The sequence below is a fragment of the Paenibacillus urinalis genome (assembly GCF_028747985.1).
GTDB lineage: Bacteria > Bacillota > Bacilli > Paenibacillales > Paenibacillaceae > Paenibacillus > Paenibacillus urinalis.
This window is the reverse complement of the sequence record NZ_CP118108.1, coordinates 2,193,029-2,205,099: the sequence shown is the minus strand read 5'-3', so window position 1 is coordinate 2,205,099 and position 12,071 is coordinate 2,193,029. Positions and strand designations below refer to the sequence as shown.

Sequence of the window (12,071 nt, the reverse complement as noted above, 5' to 3'; positions counted from 1 at the left end):
GAGAAGCAAAGCGTGGCTATGGTGAAGGTGGATACGGTGGTTACTCTTCTATAGGTGCAATTTTGGTACTATTCATTCTGCTCGTAATCATCGTTAGTACATTTCAATATTAATCTTTTCTAAAGATACCGGCACAAAGTATGGCGATCTCCATTGGAGATCGCCTCTTCTTGTCTATCGCGACTAGAAATCTTCATAAACTAGATCCATATTGATTCCTATAGCCGCTTTGCTGCCTTCCGCTGCTGCAATAACCAGCTGTGTAGGCGAAGTGACCGTACTATCCCCGGCTGCATAAATCCCTCGAATATTTGTCCTCCCATAGGGATCTGTTATCAAAGCCCCTCGGTCGTTCATATGACACCCCAGTCTAGGTCCAATATGGCTTGCTTGACTTAGCTGAGGTATTACAAACCCGCCTTCTCGCTCGATGGTTTGACCATTACTGAATCTAATAGCCTCAAGCTTTCCGTCACTTCCAGTTAATTGGGAAATAGGCAGCTCTGCAATTCTTATCCCTTTATTCACAAGTCTTCTTTGTTGTTCTACATTAAGGATCCTCTTCCCATCTGTACATATAACCAGATCCTTGCTCCAGTGATAAATCATCTGAGCCGTACTGAATACATTCGTTGTCTCCGCTAGAAGAACAATGCGCTTCCCTCTTAACTCGTAACCATCGCAATAGGGACAGCTAAAGAGACTTTGTCCGTAATATTCCTGGAGTCCTGGCAGCGTGGGAAGAATCTCACGCAGACCCGTGCTTAGCAGAACTTTTCTACCGGCTACTTCTTTACCACTGGACATACGGGCAATAAATCCGCCATATACAGGCTGAACATCAACGACCTCCTCTTGCATTATACTTATGAAAGGATACTCAGATAGCTCTTGATGAGCAATCTGTCTGAATTCAGCAGGACTAGCCCCATCCCTGGTCAAATAACCATGAGATTGTCTGGTTCGTGCATGCCGAGGTCTGCCGTGATCTAAGATGACCGTTCTGCGTAGAGAACGACCCAGCACCAATCCAGCACTCAGTCCTGCAGGACCGCCGCCTATAATGATGCAATCAAGCATGCCAATCCCCCTTCGATAGCTCAAAATTTCGGATATTCGATATTATGATGGCGGGCATAGAAATAGCCCCCTTGCTATCGCAAGAGGGCTGAATGTCATCCTTCTTAAGGAATATATTGTTGTACGATTTGTGTAACTTCACCGTTCTCAATCGTTAGATGATAAGGAAATACACTCATATCCATATTCGTTGTATCTCCGTAGAGTTCAGCAAATTTGTCCAAGCTGATCTCTTCATTCCACTCGATGTCGATATCCTTGACATCTCCCGTACGATCATAAATTTGAACCGTAACCGTTGCATCATCTGCGATTTTTAAAGTTTCAGATGCTTCCTGCTCATTCACAATATAATAGCCATCCGGAGCATAGTCAATTCCAGCGTCAGGCTCTTGCTCCACGAAGACGGTGTTTGCTTCCTCACCTTCATACCACTGAATCTCATCTGCCTTGATGTGGAGCTCTCCGTTAAGATCAGTAAGATCATTGATATATACCGTTTCGTTCTGTACCTGTCCTGTCTTATCTTGAACGTCCTCTGACTTCGCAAGTACCGTTGAACTATTTCCAATATTAAAGTTACCATATAATAAAGTTCCCGAAAGAATTACACCAAGCGCAACAAATGTAAATAACCGATTCTTCATTTTGCATCTCTCCTTCTGGTGCGGCTATAAAGCCTGCATGTGCTATGTATTAAATCTTCTAAGCTGTTCTTAGTACCTAGTATAAACGTTTATTATTAACGAAGAGTTTCAATCTTGTTAATAATAATATAAAATTTATTCATTTCATGGGATAAGGGCCCCGAGAAGGGACCCGAACCTGTCTTCATTTCCAGCACTAATTTTTAACGAATTTGACCAACACATGTGCTAATGCATGCTGTTGTTCGTTATTAGCTGCATTCCACAATTCCTGTAGCAGCTTCTCCTCTCTGTTTCTCGGCTCTTCATTCTTGGATAACATCTCTGCAACCTTTTCTGCAACCAGCGCCAGCTGTTCTTCATTTAATCCAAGTGATTCTCCCAAGGATACACGCTTCTTCAAGTATTGTTTGAATGTTTCGAATTGTTCCAAAATATCATCTTTTTGTTCCGGAGCCATTCGATCCATCACTTCATCCACCTGATTCAGCTCTACTTTTCTATCCTTATTAATCATATGTGTTTGTTCTGACATCGTATTCTCCTCCAGTTATACAGATATTTTGAACGCTTGCACACTTCCTATTAACCTTACCGTCTAGAATGAAACAATATAGAATCGATTTCGTTTTGACTTTAGCTGCTTCGCATCTGATGCAAGGCTTTATTAATCCAAATCGCTGAGAGGAGGCCATCTCCCATCGCCACAGCAGCTTGCTCGGAATGCAGTCCGATGTCACCCGCAATCCATAGGTTTGGAACAGATGACATTCGCGAACGCCCGTCCGCCTCAACATGCTTGTTATCCTCTATCTGAGCACCGAGCTGCCCCGCCAATGCCGAATGAACCTTGTTGCCTCCAAAAGCGATAAACCCTCGTTCAGCTTCGACAACCGCACCACTTGCCAGTTTAACAGCTGTTATCATGCCCTTATCATCACTCTCTACTTCAGTAATCGCTTCCTCAATATATTGAACACCCTTTCGGCTCAATTTATCTCTCAATTCTGAGGTGACTTCAGCTTGATCATGATTAATGTAGATCATCTCGGAGGCCCGTTTAGCCAAGATGTTCGCCATACCGGCGCCAGTAACACCAGAGCCCATAATAACAGTGCGCTTGTTCTCAATCTCGTATCCATCACAATCAGGACATATATACACTGACATTCCCAGCGCATCTCGGAGGCCTGGGATATTCGGGTACCGATCTGTAATACCTGTAGCGAGCAGAAGTGTTCTTGCTTGATACAACTGATCATGATCTCCGCTCAGTTTGAAGAGCTCATCTTCCTTTTTGGCAGAAGTAATGCGATCTGTACAAAATTCAATGCCCGTCGCTTCAGCATGCGCTCTCCCTCGTCTGCGGATCTCCTCTCCCGATATACCCTCTGGAAACCCCAGTATATTATGATAATTACGGCATATGGTCGAACGACCTTCCCCCGCATCAATAACAAGCACCTTGTGTATAGAATACCTTCCCAGCTGTATGGCTGCCTGCAGCCCGGCAATACCTCCGCCGACAATTATGCAATCATATATCATCCTATCCCTGCCTTCTTCTATATATCTTCTCTCTTTTATCCTTAAACAATATGTATCTTTTTAAACGAAGAGCCAGAAATGATGAAAAAAGGACCATGCTAAGCATGATCCTCTTAAGAGTTATAACCCAAATGAATATGAGGCATATTGTCTGGCATTATTCATCGCTGTCCATACATCGCTAGTTTCAGAGCCCATGTACCAAAATGCATAACCAGCAACATCATAGGCTTCAAATAGAGTCGTCTTGGCTGACAATGAACGGCTGTCTTCCGCCCATATCCCGCGAGATTTCCCTTGTGAAGTATAGGTTAAAGTGTATTGCGCAATCTCAGAATCCCATTTCATAGCAGTTGAATAATTGCGATAGATTTCTCCCTGCGTCTTCAGTGAAATATCATATGAACCAAGCTGAGGAGATGACAAGGACCAATTCCGAGTATAGGTTGGCAGAGCTGCGATAATCTTGTCCTTGGGCACATTCTGCTGTAATTTCTGTACCGCATTTTCCAGCCATGGGAGCGAAGCAACCGAGCCTGCCGCAGTTGAGCCGTTCCAATGCTCCTCATATCCCATTAACACGACATAGTCGGCCAGCTCGCCAAGTGCCTTGTAATCAAATGCAGCCGTCCAGCTTGTACCTAGATCAGGTGATACATCAATAGATAGGGTCACACCTATGCTGCTGAGCTTGGAATTCAGCGAAGCCATGAACAATATCAGATACTCGCGATCCTCTGGCGACACATTTTCAAAATCAATATTCAAGCCGGCTAACCCGTACTTCTGCGCATAATCCATCAATTTCGTGACGGCAGCTTCCCTCATAGCTGCATTCGATAATACACGGTGTGTCAGCTCTGCATTCGCCCGGTTACCTACCATCCCCCATATATTCAGCTTGTTTCTCTCGGCAAAGGTTAATAGTCTCTGATCCGTATGATCCTGCACAACTTCTGTCGCATCGAGAAAATACCAGCGCGGAGAGAGCGTATTGATACCCGCTTCCAGCACCTGCTTCTCGTATTCAGCAGTTGTAGAATCGTATTGCCAGCCAAGGAGAATCGGATCCGCTTCCCTGTTATTAAGCTCAGATCGAATTCTTGGTGATTGCAGTATACGGTCCAGCAGAACCGCTGCTTCTGCACGGGTTAACGAATCATTCGGTCTGAACACTCCGCTGTCTCCCTGCATGAATCCGAGCTGAGTTACTTGACTTATGTAGCCCCATGCCCACTTAGAAGTATGTTTATGATCTGTGTAAGGCAGCTCTGATGATGCTTCGATCGGATCAGGAGCGGTCTTCAGCATACGAACCATAAGTGCTGCAGCTTCCTGTCGAGTAACATTTGATTTGGGTGCAAAATAGCTCTCAGATCTTCCCTGAACAATCCCCAGGTTGACAAGTGCACTAATGTCACCGTAATACCAGTCTGTCTCTTTCAGGTCTTTGAAGGGAGACAGATCGTTCATCGTTGGATTAACCTTGAGAGCTGCGCTCATCATTTTAGCAAGCTCTGCTCTTGTAACCTTCTTTCCGGGCTCAAACGTCGTCAAGGTAGTTCCGCGAACAATGCCTTGATTGTACAACCTGCCGATTGCTTCTTTGGCATAACTGTTCGCAATGTCTCTAAAAGGGAGCTCCGAAGAAGATGCATCTGCATGATGCGGAACGATATAAACTGACAATAATGAAACAATAATGCCAAGGATCATGCTTTTTTTTACAATCATGCTCCATTTATTCCTTTGTAATCTCAAAACTAGCGCCTCACTTGCCTTACAGGATAAATCTATCCTATCAAAGTGCTGTGAGCGGTGTATGTACTTAAATATTGGATATGTTTCTATATTTATCACATCGTCTTTAACGGAACGACAAAAAAAGAGTATCACTTCATTAGAAGCAATACTCTGTCTGTATTCGTTATTTCAGCACTTATTTTAACACTTTAAGACGGGTATCCAGTGGTGCAAAATCTTTGTCTCCCGGATCTGCCGCAGGCGCTCCAAAAGGCATCTGTGCAATCAGCTTCCATGTTGCAGGAACATCGAATACTTCCTTCACTTCGTCGTCAATCAGCGGATTGTAGTGCTGGAGGGATGCTCCAAGTCCTTCTTGCTTCAGCGCTGTCCATACGACCAATTGCAGCATGCCGCTAGATTGGTTGGCCCAGACGGGGAAGTTGTCCGCATAAAGAGCAAACTGCTTCTGCAGGTTCTCAATCACTTCCTGATCCTCGAAGAACAGCACGGTTCCATATCCTGCACGGAAGCTCGCCATTTTGTCTGCAGTCGATTTAAATTTCTCCTCGTCATTTACCGTTTTGCGAAGTGTTTCTTCCGTAATATTCCAGAGCTTATCATGCTTCTCACCCAGTAATACGACAACGCGGGCCGATTGGGAGTTAAAAGAAGACGGAGTATACTTGACTGCTTCACCAATGATCTCCTCAATTCTTGCATCCGAAACATGGGATTCTTTAGAAATCGCGTAATATGATCTTCTTTCCTTGAGAGCTTCCATAAATTCTTTAGCCATTAGAAAAAAACCTCCTGGTATATTTTGTAGGTCGACAACACTAAAGATAGTATACTCGCTTACATTAGTCAAGTAGATCTATAAAAGTTTGAGTAAATGTCGTCCATATCTAACCGTCTTTTATTATTTATGATCCGCGTTGATTTCATTCACGAGCTTTGAAGTTATTCTTCAATTAATCCCGATAATCGGCACGGTATTTTTCTTCTGTTGAAGAATTTTGCTTGGTCGCCTCTTTATCCTTCTCTTCTTGCTTCTCCATATTCAGATCCTGAACCGGAATGGGGTCTACATGCAGTTCTTCTTCATATTGATCGAACAAGCTTTCCTTCTCTGTCGGGTATTGCTCGGGATGATCCATCTGAGTGCGATCTTTTTTATCATGATTCTTCATATCAGCCATTGTTCATTTACCTCCTTGTTCTGGAACGATATTTATCATTACCATGCTCAACCGATGACTAAACATGCACAAGAGAACCATCGATTGACACTAGACAGACATAAAAAAACACCGTCAACTTCGATTCATCGAAATTAACAGTGCTATTTCACCATCTATTGGGGCAGCTTATGCTCATAAACCATCTGAGCTTCAAAGATGCTGAAGCCTTCGGAGTTCATTCCACGAAACCAGATGCTTGATCCATCTCCATCCGAGCGTTGAAGAATGAATGTCTCGTTCAATCTTACCTCTCGATGATAAGTAATTCTAAATCTTCTCCATACGAGGTGTTCTAGTTCCTCAGCTGTCAGAGCATCATAACAGAGGTCTGCATATCTTGCATTGTTCAAATGTCCATTGCTATCTGTTGTACTATACCCGGCTTTGAACTCATAAGCGGTCTTAAGCTCAATTTCTTCGGGAATAGACACTTTATCCGGAATATCGCTGGAGGTCTGACTGGTTACCGTCGGAATGTCATAAGGCAATGCGGACGGACGCAATATCTTGCGCTTGTGAATATCAACCAAGGTCCAGGTTGACCTTGCATAACCCGTTGCTCCCTCAGAGCCCTCGAATCGATAATCTCTTAGCCACACAACACCTTTGTACCCTCTGGACCATGTCGATATCGTCCATTCTTCCTCAAGCACCGGAATCTGATCACAATCGATCTCGATCGTCATGAGCATCCAGCCGTAATGATTCTTCAGCATCTCGCTTATCGTAATTCCTAACTCCTGCAAATGTCGGTCAGCTGCATCCTGAAGCCGTTCAAGAATGGACGAGAGCTTAATGCGCGAATGCAGATCGGACTGGCTGGAGCTCACAATAAAGGTTTCTTTAGCTATCTCTGTCACGTTTACACTTCCTTTGCCTGCGATCTACTCCTCCTGCCCTTCATTTTAGTAGATAAGACCAGGCAAGGCAAACCGAGCAATTACAGCAAAGTTGTTAGCCGCCTAATTCATTCAGCTGCTGGCTCAAATTATTAATGTTCGTTATCAGATCCGGAATACCGGTCTGCTCCCAGTTCTCCAGTGTGAAGCCCTGCTCCTGTATTCGCTGACTGAACTGATCCACCATGCCGGTGAGCTGCTCATTATATTCTACAAGTCTGGCGTGGATGGATTCTCCGATAGCAGGAGGTGTAAGCTGAGCAAACTCGCTGGCTTCTGTCCGGATTTGTTCCAACTGTTCCTGAAACTGAGCTGCTGCATCAGGGTTGTTGACAGCCTCCTGAGCCAGGTTTTGAAGCTCCGAGCCCGCCGTTGATACTTGATTGATATATTCTGTAGCCTCATTTACATAGTTAAGAGATTGATTCACACTCTCTACGGCAGAACAAGCGGATAACATCACAGCCGAAGCAAGCATCGTCGCCATCATTACAGCCTGCTGTTTTCTCTTCCTCTGTCTTCTCATATAGCTGGTCTCCCTTCAAAAAAAAAGCGTTCACATAAACGTTTATACGAACTGCCTTTTGTTCAGGTTTCATATAAGATGATGGGTGCGAAAAACCTCCGGTGTGCAGCCCACCGTCTGTTTAAACATGCGGCTGAAATGCGAAACCCGCTTGAAGCCCGATTTCTTGCTTGCTTCCGTGACGGACATATCCGGATGGAAACGAAACAACAGCTTGGCTTGATTGATTCGTCGCATGTATAAATATTTGAATATCGTTGTACCTGTCATCTCTTTGAAGAGTGCTGCCATATAAGGCTTGGATAGATGCAGCTCTCTGGCGATCTCATCCAGGCCAATCTCGTTCATATAATTTGTCTCCAAATAAGTAATGATGCCCTGGATATGTTCTTCTTTATCCGTACGTGTTCTTTGCTCCAGCAGCTTATTGTCGGTGAACTGCTGTGCCATGATCAAGAAGTCACACAGCTTCAAAACGAAGCGATCACTCATCTGCTCCCGCCCCTTCATCTCATAGAGCTGGTTCAGCTGAGCTAGACTCGTCTCCGTTTCCTGCTGCTGCTCAGCTGTAAGATGAAATACATGATTCTTCAGTTTCTCGAATGGTGCGAGCAGGGCATGCGCGCGTTCAGCGACAAGATACTCCTCCAGCATTGTTGGATAGAAATGCAAGGTCGTTCTTACATAAGGAACGCTTGGATCGGGGTGTGGTCTGTGCAAGGTCATGCCATGCATTAAGATTAAATCACCAGGGACAAGAGTATAGATCTTGTCGCCAATAACATAAGTGCATTTGCCTTCGTGGAAATAGTACAGCTCATAAAAAGGATGGGAATGAAACCCGTCATCCTGACCGTGCTTCACCGAATGGTTATTCCGGTAATTAAAGGCGAGCGGATCAATCATGTTGAACGTATTTGCCACAATTGAAGTCACTCCTTCACTCCTTTGCATCGTTCGTTACTCATGCAAAGAATCTCATCGTGACTTCATTGTATCATGCAATGGGCTGCTGACGACAACATGGATTACCGTGCGGTTTGAAACGTTCCCGCCGCGGCCAATTCCTGAGCAGTAAGACACAGCTCCGCTGCTTTAAAAGCATGCGCCTGGGACATGGCATCCTCTGTTCTATTCATACAGTCCTTAATCAATTGACTGAAAAAAGGATAGCCTACTTTACCTTTTACGTTAAACCGGTATTCTCCTTCATGATTGACCAAATATACTTGATCACCTATTGATTCCCGGGCAATGTCCGTATATTTACGCAGTTCAATGTAACCGTCCGTCCCCAGTATAATCGTACGCCCATCTCCCCATGTAGACAGGCCGTTCGGTGTAAACCAGTCCACCCGGAAATATCCTGATGCACCGTTATCACCCACGAGCGCAGCTTCTCCGAAATCTTCCAGCTCCGGATACTCTGGATGCGCCATATTAACTGCACGACTATACTTCACTTCCGCATTTTTGCAGGATGCAAAATATAGAAATTGTTCAATTTGATGGCTGCCAATATCGCAAATAATACCACCGTATTTAGCTTTCTCAAAGAACCATTCCGGCCGGCTGCCGGCATTTAATCGATGCGGCCCTGTACCCATGACTTGAAGTACCTTGCCAATCGCCCCTTGAGATATCAGCTGACCTGCATAAACAGCGCTCTCAACATGAAGGCGTTCACTGTAGTAGACCATATACTTTTGGCCTGTTTCCTTCACCTTCTGACGAGCAGCCTCTAGCTGCCCGAGGGAAGTAAAAGGAGCTTTATCCGTAAAATAATCCTTGCCTGCGTCCATGACGGCAAGACCCAGCGACCCTCGTTCCGAAGGAACAGCCGCTCCAGCCACGAGACGAACCTCAGCATCATTTAAGATTTCATCTAGTGATCTGGCTGCCTTGGCTTCAGGGAAACGTTCCTGAAAAGCCCTTACTTTATCGGGGTCAGGATCGTATACCCATTTTAGAGTAGCTCCTGCGCGTACGAGTTCACCACACATCCCATAGATATGCCCATGATCCAGAGCTGCTGCAGCGATGACAAATTCTCCGGGTCCTGCAACAACTTCATTCACTGCACTCTCAGGCGCATAGAACATTCCATCTCGATTACTCATTGTCAGCACCTCTTTCCAGCATATTCTTTACAACTACTATCTATTGAAAGGTACCACTTAGATCAGCGGGTGTTTGAGTATCTCTCACGGGTGTCGTATTCATCTTGGAATTCCGAATACGTTCCTGAAGATGCTCGTTAAACAGCTCCTCATCCATCGGCAGCTCGACCCAATGATCAGTCCAAGTGGATAAATACATCGCATTCGATAAAGTTAGTCCATGAATTCCTTCTTCCCCTGGAGCAATAAGCGGTGAGCCATGCAAAATGGCATCTACGAAGTTCTGCATAATACCAGGGTGTCCTGTCTCTCTGCCCTCAATGGGAATATCAATCTTCCAGCATTCTGGCTGTCCAAATCCGCCGGTATAGCGCTGATTAAACTCACTTTCGGGTTCACGCAGCCGCCAAAAGGTCATCTTCCCATCCTCAACAACGATTTTTCCGCGATCACCCGTTACTTCAAATCGATTCGTTCCCGGAGTTTCTCCTGTCGTTGTAATAAAGACACCCGTGGCTCCATTCTCATATTCCACGTATGCAGTCACATCATCCTCGACTTCAATGCTGCGATATTTGCCAAACGCACAGAAAGCACGTACCCGCTTCGGCATCAGCCCTACTGTCCACTGCCATAGATCCAGCTGATGCGGAGACTGATTCAGCAGTACGCCTCCGCCTTCACCCGCCCAAGTCGCACGCCAGCTGCCAGAATCATAATAGCTCTGAGAGCGGTACCAGCTTGTAATAATCCAGTTGGTCCGCCGAATCTCACCAAGTTCCCCGGAAGCAATCAAATCCTTTAATTTGATGTACAGTGGATTGGTTCGCTGATTGTACATGATCGAGAACACCTTTCCGCTCTGACTGGCGGCTTCGTTCATCTCTCTCACTTGACTTGTAAATACTCCAGCCGGTTTTTCAATAAGAACATGAAGTCCGTGATTAAATGCCAGTATGGCAAGCTCCGAATGCTGATAATGAGGTGTAGCAATAAGGACTGCATCAACTTCCCCTGAGAGCATCATCGCCTTCGGATCCTGGAAATAGGGAACAGCCCCTTGCAGGTTATCTGCTGCCCACGCTTTGGTGCTCTCTCTCATGTCACTGATTGCCGTAAGCACTGCTCCTTTAATCTTGCCTTGATCCAGCGTTTTGGCATGAGCAGAGCCCATATTACCAATGCCTATTATTCCTACTCTTACTACAGTCATCCTGCTGCACCTCCGATATGTAACTGATTGTTCAGCGAATGCATACTTTGCGTGAAGTTCTTGAGCATTTCTGCAGAGGAATAGCTCTGACTAAAGTCTTCAATTCCCAGATAACCCATATATCCAACGGCAGCAAGATCCTCTAGAACGGTGCTCCAACGTACGACTCCGTTAAGTAATGGTGACCATTTGGCTTGATAATAAGTTTCTAACTCGCTGTCTTGCTGCGCAAGCGGAACCCAGCTGGCGTTCTTTACATGAACATGGGCTAGATAAGGTCCAAGCAGCTCTAGGCCCATCCGGTAGTTTTCATAGCCTTCATGCACCATATTCCCTGGATCATACAATACACCGATATGTTGCGGATCGAACGAGGAAACAAGCCGAAGGGCAAGTCCCGCACTCGGCGCAATGGTGCCATGATGGGTTTCGACCAACGCCTTTACCCCATATTGACGAGACATTTCCTGAACCTCACTTAAGTAAGCAATTGCCTCTTTGTAGAGCTCGTTATAATTCGCTGAGCGATGATATCCGGGAACACCGACCCGCATCATCGATGCGTCCAGCTTATGCGCGGATTGGAAGGCTTGCTCTGTAGCAGGCAAATCTCCAGAAGTAAGATAAGGAACAAGGGCGATCGATTTAAGCCCATATTGCTCAGTGAGTGCAGCTGCCTTCGCGATCTCCTCCTCCGCATTCTCAGGATCAATAGAAGCGAGATTTCTTCTCCAGAAAGAAGGCTCTTCCTGGCTTGCGTCCTTCGGGACCCCTTTATACCGCCACTCTATGCCTTGAATCCCGGCATCCGACGCAGCTTTAAGCATTTGTTCAGGCAATAGATCCGGGGTGGCCACCGTAAATAAAGATAGCAACATTCCTTATCACTCCTTTTTAAAATAAAGCGTATTCACAAGTTCATCCTATCATCGTATTTCAATGACAGATACGGCTATTCCACAAGAGATGAACCACAGATAACAAAACAGGCGAGGAAGACACTCAGAGGTAAATCATCTGCAAACGCAAAAAAACACCTGCTGATTCGTTA

The 12,071-nt window shown here is 45.3% G+C and carries 13 protein-coding genes; all 13 read right to left on the bottom strand.

All coding sequences use genetic code 11. The annotated features are described in order from the left end of the window. Positions 1–183 precede the first annotated feature (183 nt). The gene (locus tag PUW25_RS10290) at positions 184–1,080 is read right to left on the bottom strand and encodes an NAD(P)/FAD-dependent oxidoreductase (RefSeq protein ID WP_047909593.1); all 897 of its coding nucleotides are present in this window, start codon (positions 1,078–1,080) and stop codon (positions 184–186) included. Positions 1,081–1,184: 104 nt separating this feature from the next. Beyond that, the gene (locus tag PUW25_RS10285; RefSeq protein ID WP_052511626.1) at positions 1,185–1,727 is read right to left on the bottom strand and encodes a hypothetical protein; all 543 of its coding nucleotides are present in this window, start codon (positions 1,725–1,727) and stop codon (positions 1,185–1,187) included. 196 nt (positions 1,728–1,923) lie between these two features. Continuing rightward, complete coding sequence (locus PUW25_RS10280) at positions 1,924–2,262, bottom strand: DUF3243 domain-containing protein (protein WP_047909594.1); 339 nt, start codon at positions 2,260–2,262, stop codon at positions 1,924–1,926. 101 nt (positions 2,263–2,363) lie between these two features. Continuing rightward, positions 2,364–3,275 (bottom strand): NAD(P)/FAD-dependent oxidoreductase, encoded by a 912-nt coding sequence (locus tag PUW25_RS10275; protein ID WP_047909595.1) that lies wholly within the window; start codon positions 3,273–3,275, stop codon positions 2,364–2,366. A gap of 120 nt (positions 3,276–3,395) precedes the next feature. Beyond that, positions 3,396–5,009, bottom strand: a complete 1,614-nt coding sequence (locus tag PUW25_RS10270; protein WP_052511629.1) for an S-layer homology domain-containing protein — start codon at positions 5,007–5,009, stop codon at positions 3,396–3,398. A 205-nt stretch (positions 5,010–5,214) separates the two neighbouring features. Beyond that, positions 5,215–5,817 (bottom strand): nitroreductase family protein, encoded by a 603-nt coding sequence (locus tag PUW25_RS10265; RefSeq protein WP_047909596.1) that lies wholly within the window; start codon positions 5,815–5,817, stop codon positions 5,215–5,217. A gap of 175 nt (positions 5,818–5,992) precedes the next feature. Next, positions 5,993–6,220: a hypothetical protein gene (locus PUW25_RS10260; RefSeq protein ID WP_047909597.1), complete on the bottom strand. Its 228-nt coding sequence runs from the start codon at positions 6,218–6,220 to the stop codon at positions 5,993–5,995. 155 nt (positions 6,221–6,375) lie between these two features. Next, complete coding sequence (locus tag PUW25_RS10255; protein ID WP_052511632.1) at positions 6,376–7,122, bottom strand: acyl-[acyl-carrier-protein] thioesterase; 747 nt, start codon at positions 7,120–7,122, stop codon at positions 6,376–6,378. Between the two features lie 94 nt (positions 7,123–7,216). Beyond that, complete coding sequence (locus PUW25_RS10250; protein ID WP_052511635.1) at positions 7,217–7,687, bottom strand: DUF6376 family protein; 471 nt, start codon at positions 7,685–7,687, stop codon at positions 7,217–7,219. Between the two features lie 69 nt (positions 7,688–7,756). Further along, a complete protein-coding gene (locus PUW25_RS10245) occupies positions 7,757–8,623 on the bottom strand; it encodes an AraC family transcriptional regulator (RefSeq protein WP_274336973.1) in 867 nt (288 codons plus the stop codon). A gap of 92 nt (positions 8,624–8,715) precedes the next feature. Continuing rightward, positions 8,716–9,807, bottom strand: coding sequence for a Gfo/Idh/MocA family protein (locus PUW25_RS10240; protein WP_047909598.1), 1,092 nt, complete (start codon positions 9,805–9,807; stop codon positions 8,716–8,718). 40 nt (positions 9,808–9,847) lie between these two features. Further along, on the bottom strand, positions 9,848–11,020 hold the full coding sequence (locus PUW25_RS10235) for a Gfo/Idh/MocA family protein (RefSeq protein ID WP_047909599.1): 1,173 nt from the start codon (positions 11,018–11,020) through the stop codon (positions 9,848–9,850). Then, positions 11,017–11,898 carry a sugar phosphate isomerase/epimerase family protein gene (locus PUW25_RS10230; protein WP_047909600.1) on the bottom strand — a complete coding sequence of 294 codons (882 nt, stop codon included), beginning with the start codon at positions 11,896–11,898 and terminating at the stop codon, positions 11,017–11,019. Before PUW25_RS10230 ends, PUW25_RS10235 begins: the two co-directional genes overlap by 4 nt. Positions 11,899–12,071: the final 173 nt, after the last annotated feature.